The organism is Sulfobacillus thermosulfidooxidans DSM 9293, assembly GCF_900176145.1.
Lineage (GTDB): Bacteria > Bacillota > Sulfobacillia > Sulfobacillales > Sulfobacillaceae > Sulfobacillus > Sulfobacillus thermosulfidooxidans.
The window spans coordinates 2,869,230-2,883,651 of record NZ_FWWY01000001.1 but is presented as its reverse complement, the minus strand read 5'-3'; the positions used below and the strand labels follow the sequence as shown (position 1 = coordinate 2,883,651).

Sequence of the window (14,422 nt, the reverse complement as noted above, 5' to 3'; positions counted from 1 at the left end):
GTTCAATCACTACAGTATTCGCAGCGCATGATGTCTTTATACGGGTCATTCTCTGCCAGTTCGCCAAATTTTACACAATGTGGCTAGCCACCACTGCTAAAAAGGCCCACGCTATAATAAACGCCAGTCCGCCAAAAGGGGTTACCATTCCCCATCGTTTCTGACCCGAAATAGATAATATATATAAACTACCGGAAAACAAGACAATCCCCGCAAGAAAAAGCCATCCAGCCCAGGTGAGCAAAGTGCTCTGGGCAATAATATGACTGAGAAGCCCCGTAACGATGAGTCCTCCCGCGTGATACATTTGATACTGTACACCCGTTTGGTAATTGGCCAAGCGCGTACTATCCAATCGATTTTTGAGGGCATGAGCGCCAAAAGCCCCAAGAGCGACCGATAAAAGGGCCATAACGGAGCCAAGAACCAAAAATATTGAGACCATGGTAACCTCCCTGGAATCCTACTTGAGCGCATTGTATACCAAGGACTGTATCAAGTTCCATGATCTCTATCAAGCATATTCCCTTAAAGGCCGAGCCTTTCTTTATGAATTGGGCGGAGATGGTGCTACTGAACCATACGCAACATTAAATCCGTCGGTATCGCTATCTGGCAGTGATGGGGTCGAAACCTGCTTGTTTTTTTGGATCATGACCCCACCGTCTTGGCTAACCAAACCGGGATTTTGCCCATTGACCGTTCCCGGATTAAACGTGGTTTGCCCGTAATTGGCCAACGTGGCGATATGGCCACCAATGGTCGGGGCCTCTAAAATCCATTCCGCTGAGGAAGCGGGACCCGAGTAGGCCTGATTCGTCGAAAAAGTCCATCCCTTCGTTAAATCTTTTAAGGTAATCGTCCAAATGCCCCCACCATCATTAACAATCGATGCGGACATATCGTCCCCCGGGGAGACGGGTTCATTGATCACGGTTTCGGCAGCCGGTAAAATTTCCCACCAGGCAGAATATTGCGCTCTTCCCTGGGCATAATCCTGCTCCGTACCGGTTTGAATCAAATCACTGTTATTAAACCCATCGATACCAATCCAAGCCGATGAATAGGTGGATCCATGACTGGGAGACACCGTGGGAACAACCCACTGTCCCGTAATCGACGAATATGGTCCATTGGTAATCGCGTAGCCTGACCAGTTACTGGATGCCCAACCATAGTTACTGGTACGGTGGGAAGGAGGAGCCAACTTCAAACGTGGGGCATGGACAAGGACCTGGGAAGGGGAAGCCCATGATAATGACGGGGAAATTAAGGCAAAAGACATGGTCAATATACTCATAGCCCAAGACTTGGGACGCATTATAAAATCCACTCCTTATCATAAATTTTAATTCTCCAACATGCGGGATATTTCTGATCTTTGAATCTCTATATTCTCTTGCCTTGCCAGCATTTCCTTTATATTGATCGGAGATTTTTTCACCTGTTAGACAATCCTCTTAAGACAGCGCATAATTTGTAGATAAAGAGGAGGGATTTCGGAATGTGTACTCCCTGGTCTAAAAGCTTATTAATGCTCGGGGTTATGGCGAGTTTCGTGAACCCTTGGTTCATCATCATTGCTATTTATCCCTTAGCCGCGAGTCTTTTGGCCCGTGCGTTACACCGAAACATCTGGCCGGCTCAAACAAGTTGTCGATTGCCCCCATATGGACCATCGAAAAAATCAGGAACGTCATCAGAAAGGGTCGGTGAATCATGCCATTAAAATCGCCGAAATGGTTAGCTACACAACATCCTGATCAGATCATTATTGTTGATTGCCGGTACAATTTAATGCAGCCAGAACAGGCATCTTTAGACTATGCACACGCGCACATTCCTGGAGCCCATTTTCTCGATCTGGAATCCGATTTGTGTTCACCCAAGGGACAACATGGAGGAAGACATCCTCTTCCCTCGGCCGATCAATTCGCGTCTGTATTGTCACAATTAGGCTGGACACCTGACAAAACTCTCGTCGCTTATGATAGCGATGGATCTGGCGCGGCACACTTTTGGTGGTTGGCTAGGTACTTTGGTATCGATAAAGATGTTGTTATTGTTCAAGGAGGATTTCAAGCCTGGCTCAATGCTGGATTACCGGTCACCGCAGATATTCCCCAGCCACAGCTATCTCCAAGGCCTACGCTCACTCCTCGATCACAGTGGGTGGTTAACCGTGATTTCGTGCTAGAACATCTTGGCCGCTATCCCTTAATCGATTCGCGGTCCTATGAACGGTATATGGGATATTATGAACCCATTGACCCAGTAGCCGGACGAATACCCGGCGCCCACCACTTTGATTATAAGGCGGTCTATCTTTCACCAGCAGAATATCGCCCATTAGAAAGTTTACAACAGCATTTTGCTCCAGTTCTGTCTATGCAGTTGCCACCGATTGTCTATTGTGGTTCAGGGGTTTCAGCATGTTCCAATATTTTTGCCTTATCTCTCTTAGGAATTCCTGCACTCTTATATGCCGGTAGTTTTAGTGATTGGATCACCTATCCGGATTCCCCTATTGAACAAGGAGATTAGCAATATGGAACCCTATGACAAAGAACCCCATATGGATTGGAACTTTTCTCTAGACCATGAACAAGAACCGATAATTCCCGAACCGCCTAGACCCAAGCGGTCATGGACCAACTCCATTCTTTCATTTTTCGCTCTGCTTTATAAGGCGAAAGTCTTTTTAGCTTTTGGCAGTCTTGTGGTATCCATGCTGTTGTATGGGCTCACTTTCGGTTGGGCATTTGGTATCGGGCTTGCCGTCATTATTGCCATTCACGAAAGTGGTCATGTTTTGGCAAATCGCATAAAACATTTAGATGCCTCCTGGCCAACCTTTATCCCGTTTCTTGGCGCCATGATTAATTTGCGGCAGATGCCCCGCAATGCAGATGACGAGGCATTTATTGGCATTGCCGGTCCCATTTTTGGGCTTTTCGCCACCCTGTTAACTTTGGGACTTTATGAGATGACCCAGATTCCGGCCTTACGTTGGCTTGCATTATTTGGTTTTTTCATGCATATTTTCAACTTAATTCCCATTGTTCCGCTAGACGGGGGTCGCACCGTTTCCTTTTTAGGATGGAAAGCTTGGATCATCGGGTTATTAGGTTTAGTGGTGGTTCTTTTTTATAGTCCCTTTACCGGGCAGATTCATATTGATCCGTTGACTGTGATCATTCTGGCTTTTATTATCTGGAATTTTATCGGACGCATTAAGCATGGTCCGGGCCGAGATTATAATGCCATTCCCTTTTGGCACAAGGTTGTCTATACCGCCTTATGGGCCGCTCTCATGATCCTATCCATTGTTGGCTATCTCATAACGGGTTCGGGCTTTTAGAGCATGTCCTGTCAATCAGAAACCGCTCTCCCATCCGCTCATGCTTATCTTCAGTTATTCTCCAGGAAGGGGATAAAATGGGGAATAGTGCTCTGGATTAATGCATTCCCGATACTTATCAATGATGACTTTCATATCTTCCCAAGCCAAGACTTTCCATTTAGGATTTCGCAGTAAAGCCGCAGGATGAAATGTGGCGCGGAAAAAGACCCCGCCACGCTCAAACCACCGTCCCCGTGCCGCACTCAAGGAGGCAATACCCAGTAATGTTTGCACAGCCGTAGAGCCTAACAAAACCACTATACGGGGCGACAAATAACGTAATTGTGCCGACAAATTGGGCCAGCACGCCAGACGTTCTTCGCGGGTTGGCGTTCGGTTGTGAGGAGGTCGACATTTGACCACGTTAAGAATATAAACCCCGTGGAACCGGTCAAAACCGCCAGCCTGTAACATTTTGTCCAGTAGTTGTCCTGCTGGCCCTACAAAAGGGCGCAGTAAGCGGTCTTCTTCAGCCCCCGGTCCTTCACCAATGAAAACCAATGGGGGATGATGGCTGTCTCCCTCACCAAACACGACACCATGAGCCGCTGTTCGCAAGTCGCATCGATGGCATTGTAAAATTTTTTCGCGTAATCGACGAAATTCTTCATCCTCGGTCCATTCGTCAGCCATTCACCATGACCCTGCCTTTGGGTTGTGTGCTTCTCCATTCCAATCCCCATGACGCTAACAAAAATCCTCCAAGGGCGTCCCACATCCAATGACCTCCCGTGGCCACCACGCAGAATGCCGCCACACCCGCTATCACCAGCCGCCATTTGGACGACAAAAATAAACCATAGGCATAGGTGATACGAAAGACATGGCCACTGGGAAACGACCCTCGCAAAAGATGTGAAGATAGATGGTGCACCCCCGCAGTCGAAGGATTTAACTGACGGAGCCACGCGAACACCGTCGAGGGTTCGATATTGGTCCAAAGAATGAGTTGGCGATATCCGGTTGGCGGTGGCACATTGGGGGGAAAAGGTGTCGCCACAAAATGTTTGACCACGAGTTCCGTGATGCCGCCCAAAATAAAAATCCCCAAAATGCGCCACTTTGCGGGTTCACGTCCAAAATACCCGCTGGCTCGGTAGATCACCAACAACGTGGTTAATGGCAGACCTCCCACTACCCAAATCAATTGTAATGCTGGATAGCGATGCCCCCACCATTCTAAATCATGACTCACCCTCTCATTAAAGAGATGCACCCCGTAAGTCGGAGCCAAGAGCATGGACACGATAAAGAGCGCTAACCATAAGAACTGACTTATATTATTTCTTTGCATAAATTTATTCAACCATGCTTTGCTATTTCTGTCATCCCTAGACGCCATCGTCTAATTTTGATATGCTCTCATCAACGTCAAGTTCCCGTCCTTAATGTATTTAGGAAAGGAGTATGCGATGACCGTAGAAATTGCCATAATTGTCAGTTTATTGGTGTGGGTAGGAATTTTTGCTGGATGGTGGCTTCGTCAAATGCTTCTAATCGATAAAGAACCTAAAACGCCAAAAGGCTGGAAAATCATTCGACCGCGAAGGCGCTTTCACCAGTGGTTTCAAGATTACCCGTACGATAAGTTTGACTCGCCAAGTCCTACCCGATTCCCCAAATAAAACGGGATTCGGCCACTCTCACCTCTTAAATCCTATCTAAAAAGGTCTAAAAAGGCTCAAAAAGGAAAGAAGATCGGTATTAGCCAGGTGGCGACAGCTGCAAACAGCACCGTTAAGGGAATACCCAAACGGAGAAAATCGCCGTATTTAAATCCTCCCGGTCCCATGATCAAAAGGTCCACCTTATTAGCCAATGGCGTTAATGGCGAAGCTGAAACCGCTACCATCACCGCCATCACTAGGGGATCTGGAAGCACATGTAAGGGCCGAGCCAATCCCGCAGCGACGGGCGCCAAAACCAAAACGGTGGCAATGTTCGACAAGACTTGTGTCAACATCGCGGCAATCAAAAACAACATTGCAATCATCCAGGTAGGGTGATTGCCTAGCATGTGATTCACCACAGTTAAAGCAGATACCATCTTTTGTGTGATGCCTGTTCGAATCAATGCCGTTCCCAAGGGAATCATTCCCGCCACAAAAACGACAATGCGCCATTCAATGGCGCGGTAAGCATCAGAAATTTGCAAGATGCCCGTAATGGCCATCAACACAATTCCGAGGACGATAGCCAACTTAATGTCAATAATATTTAAGGCCGCAAGTAATAAAGAACCCAACAGAATCGCTGGCGCTAACCACAAACCATAACGCCTGGTAGGCACCCGTTGAATTGGCTCGTTGAGCGAAATAATGCCGTGAAGATTTTGTAAAGCGGCAAGATTTTCCGGACTTCCTTGGACAAGTAAAATATCCCCCACCCGTAGACGGATATCACTCAAGCGTTGATAAACCAATTCCCCATCGCGATAAAGCCCCAAAACCGTAATTCCATACCGGTGTCGCAAATGCAACTGGATGACAGTGCGTCCCACCCAGGGAGCGCGGTGGCCCAAGAGCAATTCCGCCACAACAACCTCACTGGGTTCCTGCGATTCGGTGGGATGATCGGCCGCTAGAACCATACCCCATTTTTGATCGTCAGAATTTAATAGGCGATCAACATCTCCCAAAACCAATAAAATATCATCAGCTTGCAAACGGCTTTGACTGTGAGCTGGCATAACCCGGCCGTTTCTGACAATACGCGTGACCGTTAACCCTTTTTCGGTGAACACTTTAATCGTATCCAACGTTTTGCCAATGAGAGGTGAATCCGCTAACAACTTGACTTCTGACATGTATTGGCGAAGAGAATCGGCATTATCAATTAAAGGAGTCTCAGACCGATTGGGAATCAAGAAGCGACCTAAACTCACCATAAAACCAATACCCACCAGCAAGAAAGCAACACCTAATGGGGTAATACCAAATATACTAATAGGCGCATAACCCGCTGTCTTTAACGCTTGGTTGCCAACAATATTGCCCGCACTACCGACCATCGTCAGGAGTCCGCCCAAGGTGGCCGCCACCGCCAGCGGCATTAACAATTTTTGTACCGGCACCTCAATACGCTGATGTAATGCTTTAACAACCGGTATGAACATGCCCACGAGTCCTACGTCGCTGATAAAAGCCGAAGGTAATGCTGCTGTAATCATGAGTACCGTGGAAAGACGTCTTTCTCCTGTTCCGCCGATGCGCTGCAAAAATCGCGCCAGCCAGTCAGTAACACCCGATGCCACAAGCCCTTCGCCCAGTGCCAACATGCCGGCAATCAATATGACGGCTTCCGATGAAAATCCGGAAAACAGTATGGAAGGCGGTAAACTGTCGGTAAGTCCCAGGCTTAATAACACGATGAGTCCAATCAAATCGATGCGCACACGATTGGAAGCGAGTAATGCCATCGCCAAAAGAAAAATTCCTAAGACAATAAATGATTGCACCGACTTCTCCTATTCACCGATTGTGATATTAAACATAGCAGTTTGCTATCTTCCAATAAGAATATCGGAATTTGGGGATCCTGTGCGAGCTATAATTAAAAACATCTTCGAGTTTTATGGTTTTATGGTTTTATGGTTTTACGGTTGGAAGTTAAGGCTTCTCTATGCCAGTATGGCAAAATCAACGTCCGCCACACATTCTAAGAATACGTTCAAGACTCATTGTGACTCTATCCCATTCTCCTAACCGCAAAAAATGCTCAGTTTCCGTGAGAACAACGTGATCGGTCGACTAGCTTTCGAAAGATCCGGGTTCGATATTAGCGAATTTGCCCATGACCTTTTGCGATCCATTTCCATGTCGTTAATGCCAAGAGTCCCATGGGACCCCGGGCGTGAAGTTTCTGGGTTGAAATTCCCACTTCACCACCCATTCCAAATTCATACCCGTCTGTAAAACGTGTGGATGCATTCCAATAGACCACCGCGGCGTCTACCGCATTCAAAAAATATTCTCCACGGGTGTAATCGTTGGTGACGATGGCTTCAGAATGTTTCGTTCCATATCGAGCGATATGTTCAATGGCCTCATCGATATTCTCCACAATTTTGACCGCCAAATCGAGACTCAAATATTCTGTGGCGAAATCTTCTTCCGTCGCTGGGACAGCCAACGATAAATAATGTCTAGACAAGGGATCTGCATGCAATGTCACCCCATAGGAACTTAGATGCTGTTCTAATGCAGGAAGAAACTTGGGGGCTATATCGCGGTGCACCAGCACAGTTTCCGCGGCATTGCAGACACCGGGATTTGAGACTTTAGCGTTGGTGACAATATCCACGGCCATACCAACATCCGCCATATTGTCCACATACACATGGCAATTTCCGACACCGGTTTCGATAACCGGTACGGTTGCTTCCTTGACCACTTTTTGAATGAGACCAGGTCCCCCTCGGGGAATGAGTAAATCAAGACCATTTAAATGCATCAAGTCGGTCACATATTGCCGATCCGGGTCTAAAATAGCTTGCACCAGCTCCTTATCGAAGCCCGACAGGGTTACCGCATCTTGCCAACAGTCGACGATGACCCTAATGGACTCCATCGCCTCATGCCCGCCCCGTAAAATGACGGCATTGCCTGATTTGATAATCAGGGCAGTGGCTTCAATGGCCACGCCGGGCCGACTTTCAAATATTAAACCAATGACTCCTAAAGGCACATGAACTGCTTCAATCGTCAATCCATTAGGTAAACGCCGTTGTCCCTCGCCTTGACCTAACGGATCTGGCTGCCGTATCACAACATGAATCCCATCAATGAGGCGCATCAATTGTGCCTCTGTCAGTTCGAGGCGCTTCATCAATGCCGGAGACAAATCGATGGCCCGTTCGATATCCTTGCGGTTCGCTGCCAAAATCATCTCGCGTCGCTCCGCTAATAACGATGCCATGGTCTCTAAAATCTGATTTCTTTTGTTCGCAGGGCTTAGAGCCAAAGTCTTTTGCGCCTGACGGCTTGCTTTTAACATCTGTTGCAACATATCTACTGCTCCTTTTGTTAAATCCCATGATATTGCCGTGCATAATGGCCTCGTTCTATGAATTTTCGGGCTGCGATAAGAAATAGGTGGCGCGCATGGGATCTCCTTGAATCAAATGTTGCAAAATCCCGTAGGTGGAACTGTCGGCAAGGATGGTAGGAATTCCATGTTCCTGAGCAATACGCGCGGCTAATAATTTTGTGTGCATTCCCCCAGTCCCCCATGGACCTTTGGACGCTGTATGTCGGTTGAGGAGTTCTGCTGAAACCCACGGCACCGTTGCAATGTGCTGGGCATCAGGATCTTGTCTGGGATCTTCCGTATAAAGGCCGTCAACATCCGATAATAAAATAAGAAGATCAGCCTGAATCAAGCCAGCCACGCGGGCGGCCAGCGTATCATTATCGCCGATGCGAATTTCTTCATGCGCTACGGTGTCATTTTCATTCACAATGGGAAGCGCTCCCCATTCCAGCAGGCGTTGAATCGTGTTAGCTGAATTGGCACGCCGTGCTGGATGCTCAAGATCTTGTCGCGTCAAGAGAATTTGTGCTAGGGAAATGTCTGGTAAGTGTCGCTGATAGGCCTGCATCAAATAAGTTTGCCCAATCGCGGCTAGGGCCTGCTTTTCAATAACATTGGTGGGACGTTTACCCGTATGACCAATGCCTGCTCCAACCGCTCCGGACGAGACGACAATGAGTTCATGGTGTTGTTTGCGGGTCCATGCAATTTGACGGGCCAAATTCTCGACCCGTGCGTCCATTAGCCGTCCGTCATCCCCGCACAAACTGGATGTCCCAATCTTCACCACAATCCGCAACTGTGATATCCCCCATTCAACAACAAAAATCCGTCCTCCATGAGGACGGATTAGCTCCGCGGTACCACCTCGATTGCCTAAAAGGCCCCTCGATACCGGATAACGGCGGCACCGTCTTGTTCATCACAAGAATGCTCCGAAGTGGGTAAGATTTCTCCTTCATACCAGTTTTCACAGGCTCTGGCTCTCTGTCATGAAGAGAAAATCTATGGCTTCTTCATTGCACGAAAAAGTGTAATTCATTTGATTCCCATATGTGAGTGTCAACCATAAGAAACCATAACATGCCAAACCACTCATTTGTTGAAACTAATATTAATAATACGATTACGTCTTTGTCAATCCAAAGAGTATTGCGGAGAGCTTGATATCAATAATCAAAAAATCCCGTGATCTCATTTTTGCCGCCACTGAAGAGTACGCATCACCGGTGCAGTGCGCTCCAACCCATAGAGCTCAGCACAATTCCCGTCAATAGAAGACGGATGACCCACGGCCACAATGGTCCATCATGGTTCCGAATACGCGAGCCATTACGAAACCCTGACCATGCGGCCATAGCGAGAAGGGCAAAAATCAGAAGTGCCACACCTATGAGGTTTCGAACAAAAACCATCTCCCCTCTTGTCCTCGGAGTGAAACCCAGATGATTAATCAGATCGCACCGTGATGATCCTTAAGCTGATAACGGACTAAAGGATCCGTTGATCCCCACAACCTCTTAAAAACAACGATATGCGTTTAAGAGAGCATGCGTTGATACAACCAACGGGCGAAAATAATCGCCATGGTCATTAACAAAAAGCCTGTTACAAATTGGGTTACCGCTACGATCTGCCAATTCACGCTGGTAATGGGCCAGCGAAACGCAAATAAATTGACAAATTGCAGGAGTGGAAAAGCCTGAAACCCTCCAAGAACCCGAACAATCAAATCGGACACTGGCAGGGCTATCGCCACTAAATAGCCCACAGCCACACGTTTGGTAAGAGCACTAGCCCATAATGCCAAACCGGATTCCAAAAACAAAGGACCAAGAGCCGCTAAGATTCCAGCTCCCAATCGTACTGGTCCCCATAGGCTTATCATAATGCTCACAAACACGATATTGACCAGTGTCGCCATTCCCCAAGTAATAATCCACCGCACGAGCAAAATGTGCTGTCGGGGCAATGATGATGTCAGTTCAATCATCCCAAATTCATGGTCTATGACCATCAAAGGAGCGGTAATAAAGGCATAAGTCAGGGGAAAAAAAGCTTCACAGTTTTCAATGAAATGATGTTGCCATAACCGAGCCAATTCGAGAGGGCCATGGGTCAATGCCAACAAGGTTACAGAAATTCCCGCAAGAATAGCCGGCATCCACCCGCTGATCTTGACGTTCACCCGGATGATGTGCCAAAAAGATCGCATGATTACAGTCCTCCGTCTGGCGATAATCCGGCATAGCTGAGCCATTGCTGTGCCGAAAGAGTGGAAAGATGAGGCCACTCGTTCAATATGGTTGCCGCCTCTTGTGACGTAAGTTTCGGTAATCCCGGTATTTGTCCCTTTTGAACCTCGGCCAACAAGGAGCGAATTCTAGGAGTGCCCCGATACGCTTCCAAAAGGGTTTCGTACTGTAAAACGGACGAATGAGGAGTGGGCTCCCACCATAATTGGTCCAATGTCACCGCGGCTTCAAACGGCGAAGGAATCTCAGTGGAGCCTGTGACGGGATCTCCCGGCAACGTAAAAGGATGAACTGCCGAAACAATCAGTACCCTTTGCCACAATAAGGGATGAATAGTGATAGGACTATAAACCACGATAAAAGGCTTCTGAGTGCCGATTAGCCATGGTCCTAGACGTTGCCACGCCTGCCTAAAACTGTGGAATGAGCGAGTAGCTGACTTGGACAACGGTTCAGGTCCAAGCACATCAAAGCCTTGATGGCGAACTATGCGGTATGGTGCTTGAAAGAAAAATAGCGGGCCTTGGTCGGGTTCATAGTTCCAGGTTTTAGAGCCTTCAATATCCATATCGGTAACAGGAACTGGTAAACGCTCATTGGCCGGTTCTGATAACGTCAATTGCGAAAGTCCGGAAACAACCACAGCTTGTTGTTGATGAAATTGTATAAGACGTGGGTACCAAAATCCTCCGCTTTGGAGGAATACACGCGAGTGCCCAACATATAAATGTTCATAAACGTTGCCCGGGAAAAATGGCGGATAAACTAATGGGGTGGGTTGCGGTAATAGATGGCCCGAGAATGATAAAGTTAACGTCTTCACGGGATGGCTTAAGCGCACCCTCCATTGAGCCGCCGCCGACATAGCAAATACATCCCCGTGATTCATACGTAAAATGGGAAAATTCCCATGCAACATCAATCCGCGGTTCAGTGCTATATTCAGCGTTCCCACTTGGGCATGGGAAAAAGACATCATAGCCTGACCCGAAATAAAGCCCGTCGATGGATTAACATGCAATGTCACCACTTCATTGCGGCTTTGCACTTGTTCGTCTATGGTCATGACTAAGGGATATGGCGAAAGTTCAGTGGCTAAATGATGCAGCGTGACGAGTCCCAGAAAAAATCCGGCTATGAGAACCCCAGCTCCCAAGCGAAATTTACCGGCACTTTTTAACGGATAAAGATGCGTAACACTTCGTGAACTCATTAACGCTAAAAGAAAAAATCCCAAACCCACAGCCATCCAGATTACACGGTTGATAACTAGCCACGAAGGAATCCCAACTGGGCCATATAAAGCAGGCGGTAATGCCAATCCCAACATCAAAAAACCCGGAAAGGGATTGTAAAACAACAAGTGAGGATTCCACGCCTCTAAGGCCGGAATCTTGTACTCGCTAAAGGCAATGATTAAAGACAGGACAATCGCGAGAACAAAATAATGACCTTCATCGCCCTGCCATTCACTAAGCCACAGAAACGCGCCAGTGACCACAACAAGGCTCGGAGCAGCAATAGTCAACAAAAAGAAAAAGTTGTCAGCAATGCTGGGCATAATCGGAAACGTCCCAATAATCGCCATGAGTAAGGAGCCTTCAATCCCCATAAGGCCCAGAATGATGAATCCCACAATGAGTAGTCCCAAAAACCGGCCACTTAAATAGGCAAAGCGAGGTAAGCGCCGGGTATGCCACAAGAGCTCATGAGGCCGGTGACGTCCCAATTGACCAATAATCAAGACTAAACTAAATGGTGTCACTTGGTACGAGATTGCCAGCATTTGAATCGCGCCATCACCCGCATTGGGTGACCCAATGGTGGCAATCGCGGATAAAAAGGTTAAGATCGCCAGTAACGCGATTTCTAATCGGGTTAATGGATCACGCCAACTTAAACGAATGGTATCTTTGATGATCACGGCGATGATGGTTCTCAATGGCCGTGCAGCACCCATGGTATTTAATGATGTCATCACTGGTGATTGCATGACCTTTCGCGTAATGGGGTTAAACCTCCTTTCCGATATTTTGAATGACGGATAAATACCCGTCCAATACCGTGGGTTCACGCTCGGCCCACAGCTTTTCAGGTTTCGCACTTAATATGGGAATTCCTTGAGGAGATCTCAGCCCTGCCACAATCGTGTGATCGTGAGAGACAACGGGGTCTTTGGCCCAGAAACTATAAGGTTTGGCTCTTTGACGCAAGTCATTCGTTGAACCCGCAAATCGTGTCGTACCTCTATCTAAAATAATGACATGCTGGCAATATTGTTCCACTTCGGTTAACAAATGCGTTGTAATCAGATAACTGCCGTCAATCTGCAATTCGCGATTCCAAAGCGTTAAATCCCGCCAGAAGGCCAATCGGCCAGCTGGGTCAAGCCCTGCGGTAGGTTCATCCAATAAAACAATAGGCTGCCTTTGTATCCATGCTGCGGCCAAGGCTACTCGCCTCTTCTGACCCCCATCAAGTTGGTTCGAGGGACGAAAAGCCACAGCAGACAAATCCATCCTCAACAAAATCTCCCGTGCATGATCTCTGGCCTCATCATACGTCAATCCACTAAACCCACCAATCCACACCAAATAGTCAAAAGGCGTAAGGTGCGGATAGGCTCCGGGAAACTGAGGAACATATGCCGCTCGAGAACGCGAAGAAACGACAGGCAAATTCACCATCAAACGCCCCTCGGAAGGTTCATAGATGCCCGCCAGGATACGAAAGAGCGTGGTTTTGCCAGCCCCATTAGGTCCGATGAGCGCGGTAATCCCCCGATGTAAACGGAATGAAACATTTTTTAAAAGCCATTCATTACGGATAGACAGGCCTATTTGATCCGCCGCAAGCAGATAGGATGAAGACGCTGTCATGACACCATCAACTCACGCTGTGATAAATACCAATAATACCCATCTTCTAAGGTGGGTTCGATACTGACAGCATGGGGTAGAGGTTTATCACTAAAAATTTTTACCTGCCCATCAGGCATTGGTTGCCACAAACGCGTTCGGCCTAAGTCGACCTCGTGATCAGGCAGCACAAAGACATGTCCACGAGCCATGGCTTGAAGTCGTTCCCGGCTCATAATCTCGACCTGACCTTGCGGCAATACCAAGACAATGTCCCCTTGTAATGCCGCAACTTCTTCTAGCCGCGATGTCGCAATGACCACGTGTCGTTTCTGAGAAAGCTCTGACAATAAGCCGAGTACTGTTAATTGCTCTTCTGGATCGAGACCTGACGTCGGTTCATCAATTATCACCCAGGGCGCAGGATAAAGAAGAACGGCAGCCAACAGGGCGCGGCGTTTCATTCCCCCAGACATGTGTCCAAGCCGACGATCTAATACCGATTCTAAATGCACAAGTGACGCCATCTCATAAACCGTTTCCTTTACCTGAATGCTTTTTTGTCCATCTAATTCGGCTAATTCGCTCAGGTATTCTCGCAGGGTCAAATCCCCAGGCAAAATGTTTTCTTGGGGCATATAACTAATCAATTGTCCCACGACAGTACGGTCCGCTGGTACACCGTCAATCAGAATTTCACCCTCAAAAAGTGATACATAACCTAGCAAAGAGCTTAACAAGGTCGATTTCCCCGATCCCGATGGTCCAATGACCGACATACTCGGATAAATCGTGAGATTTAATTGGGTAAAAATAGGATGTTCTCGATCAAATCCCATGGTCACTGCCGACCACGATAACACCGATCATTCCTG

Annotated in this window: 15 protein-coding genes; 3 read left to right on the top strand and 12 right to left on the bottom strand. The window is 47.5% G+C overall.

Annotated features, from left to right (window positions below):
• Positions 1-70: 70 nt before the first annotated feature.
• Both B8987_RS14300 and B8987_RS14295 read right to left on the bottom strand, forming a co-directional pair.
• Positions 71-445: a DUF423 domain-containing protein gene (locus B8987_RS14300; protein WP_020373168.1), complete on the bottom strand. Its 375-nt coding sequence runs from the start codon at positions 443-445 to the stop codon at positions 71-73.
• 102 nt (positions 446-547) lie between these two features.
• Positions 548-1,321, bottom strand: a complete 774-nt coding sequence (locus B8987_RS14295; RefSeq protein ID WP_242940675.1) for a G1 family glutamic endopeptidase — start codon at positions 1,319-1,321, stop codon at positions 548-550.
• Positions 1,322-1,719: 398 nt separating this feature from the next.
• Between B8987_RS14295 and B8987_RS14285 the strand changes: the two genes are divergently transcribed.
• Both B8987_RS14285 and B8987_RS14280 read left to right on the top strand, forming a co-directional pair.
• A complete protein-coding gene (locus B8987_RS14285; RefSeq protein ID WP_020373170.1) occupies positions 1,720-2,544 on the top strand; it encodes a sulfurtransferase in 825 nt (274 codons plus the stop codon).
• 4 nt (positions 2,545-2,548) lie between these two features.
• Positions 2,549-3,361, top strand: a complete 813-nt coding sequence (locus tag B8987_RS14280; RefSeq protein ID WP_020373171.1) for a site-2 protease family protein — start codon at positions 2,549-2,551, stop codon at positions 3,359-3,361.
• 54 nt (positions 3,362-3,415) lie between these two features.
• Here the strand turns inward: B8987_RS14280 and B8987_RS14275 are convergent, their stop codons facing one another.
• Both B8987_RS14275 and B8987_RS14270 read right to left on the bottom strand, forming a co-directional pair.
• Positions 3,416-4,036 carry a uracil-DNA glycosylase gene (locus tag B8987_RS14275; protein WP_020373172.1) on the bottom strand — a complete coding sequence of 207 codons (621 nt, stop codon included), beginning with the start codon at positions 4,034-4,036 and terminating at the stop codon, positions 3,416-3,418.
• On the bottom strand, positions 4,029-4,697 hold the full coding sequence (locus B8987_RS14270) for a hypothetical protein (protein ID WP_020373173.1): 669 nt from the start codon (positions 4,695-4,697) through the stop codon (positions 4,029-4,031). Before B8987_RS14270 ends, B8987_RS14275 begins: the two co-directional genes overlap by 8 nt.
• 118 nt (positions 4,698-4,815) lie before the next feature.
• Here B8987_RS14270 and B8987_RS14265 point away from each other — a divergent pair, with 118 nt between their 5' ends.
• Positions 4,816-5,028 carry a hypothetical protein gene (locus B8987_RS14265; RefSeq protein WP_020373174.1) on the top strand — a complete coding sequence of 71 codons (213 nt, stop codon included), beginning with the start codon at positions 4,816-4,818 and terminating at the stop codon, positions 5,026-5,028.
• Between the two features lie 56 nt (positions 5,029-5,084).
• Here B8987_RS14265 and B8987_RS14260 read toward each other — a convergent pair whose 3' ends face one another.
• From B8987_RS14260 to B8987_RS14225, 8 genes are all read right to left on the bottom strand, one after another.
• Complete coding sequence (locus B8987_RS14260; protein WP_020373175.1) at positions 5,085-6,860, bottom strand: SLC13 family permease; 1,776 nt, start codon at positions 6,858-6,860, stop codon at positions 5,085-5,087.
• A 320-nt stretch (positions 6,861-7,180) separates the two neighbouring features.
• Positions 7,181-8,443 carry a glutamate-5-semialdehyde dehydrogenase gene (locus tag B8987_RS14255; RefSeq protein WP_242823909.1) on the bottom strand — a complete coding sequence of 421 codons (1,263 nt, stop codon included), beginning with the start codon at positions 8,441-8,443 and terminating at the stop codon, positions 7,181-7,183.
• A gap of 22 nt (positions 8,444-8,465) precedes the next feature.
• Positions 8,466-9,221 carry a glutamate 5-kinase gene (proB, locus tag B8987_RS14250; RefSeq protein ID WP_278244800.1) on the bottom strand — a complete coding sequence of 252 codons (756 nt, stop codon included), beginning with the start codon at positions 9,219-9,221 and terminating at the stop codon, positions 8,466-8,468.
• Between the two features lie 436 nt (positions 9,222-9,657).
• Positions 9,658-9,849 (bottom strand): hypothetical protein, encoded by a 192-nt coding sequence (locus B8987_RS14245; protein WP_020373178.1) that lies wholly within the window; start codon positions 9,847-9,849, stop codon positions 9,658-9,660.
• A gap of 125 nt (positions 9,850-9,974) precedes the next feature.
• The gene (locus B8987_RS14240) at positions 9,975-10,649 is read right to left on the bottom strand and encodes a hypothetical protein (protein ID WP_020373179.1); all 675 of its coding nucleotides are present in this window, start codon (positions 10,647-10,649) and stop codon (positions 9,975-9,977) included.
• Between the two features lie 2 nt (positions 10,650-10,651).
• Positions 10,652-12,682, bottom strand: coding sequence for an ABC transporter permease (locus B8987_RS14235; RefSeq protein WP_020373180.1), 2,031 nt, complete (start codon positions 12,680-12,682; stop codon positions 10,652-10,654).
• 19 nt (positions 12,683-12,701) lie between these two features.
• The gene (locus tag B8987_RS14230) at positions 12,702-13,568 is read right to left on the bottom strand and encodes an ABC transporter ATP-binding protein (RefSeq protein ID WP_020373181.1); all 867 of its coding nucleotides are present in this window, start codon (positions 13,566-13,568) and stop codon (positions 12,702-12,704) included.
• Positions 13,565-14,410: an ATP-binding cassette domain-containing protein gene (locus B8987_RS14225; RefSeq protein ID WP_020373182.1), complete on the bottom strand. Its 846-nt coding sequence runs from the start codon at positions 14,408-14,410 to the stop codon at positions 13,565-13,567. The genes B8987_RS14230 and B8987_RS14225 overlap by 4 nt, the downstream gene beginning before the upstream one ends.
• Between the last annotated feature and the right edge of the window lie 12 nt (positions 14,411-14,422).

Excerpts from the sequence above, each read along its gene's own strand:
- B8987_RS14265 (WP_020373174.1), top strand. The coding sequence starts at position 4,816 with ATGACCGTAGAAATTGCCATAATTGTCAGTTTATTGGTGTGGGTAGGA.
- B8987_RS14300 (WP_020373168.1), bottom strand. The coding sequence starts at position 445 with ATGGTCTCAATATTTTTGGTTCTTGGCTCCGTTATGGCCCTTTTATCG.
- B8987_RS14285 (WP_020373170.1), top strand. The coding sequence starts at position 1,720 with ATGCCATTAAAATCGCCGAAATGGTTAGCTACACAACATCCTGATCAG.
- B8987_RS14275 (WP_020373172.1), bottom strand. The coding sequence starts at position 4,036 with ATGGCTGACGAATGGACCGAGGATGAAGAATTTCGTCGATTACGCGAA.
- B8987_RS14270 (WP_020373173.1), bottom strand. The coding sequence starts at position 4,697 with ATGCAAAGAAATAATATAAGTCAGTTCTTATGGTTAGCGCTCTTTATC.
- B8987_RS14280 (WP_020373171.1), top strand. The coding sequence starts at position 2,549 with ATGGAACCCTATGACAAAGAACCCCATATGGATTGGAACTTTTCTCTA.
- B8987_RS14245 (WP_020373178.1), bottom strand. The coding sequence starts at position 9,849 with ATGGTTTTTGTTCGAAACCTCATAGGTGTGGCACTTCTGATTTTTGCC.
- B8987_RS14295 (WP_242940675.1), bottom strand. The coding sequence starts at position 1,321 with ATGCGTCCCAAGTCTTGGGCTATGAGTATATTGACCATGTCTTTTGCC.
- B8987_RS14240 (WP_020373179.1), bottom strand. The coding sequence starts at position 10,649 with ATGCGATCTTTTTGGCACATCATCCGGGTGAACGTCAAGATCAGCGGG.
- B8987_RS14235 (WP_020373180.1), bottom strand. The coding sequence starts at position 12,682 with ATGCAATCACCAGTGATGACATCATTAAATACCATGGGTGCTGCACGG.
- B8987_RS14230 (WP_020373181.1), bottom strand. The coding sequence starts at position 13,568 with ATGACAGCGTCTTCATCCTATCTGCTTGCGGCGGATCAAATAGGCCTG.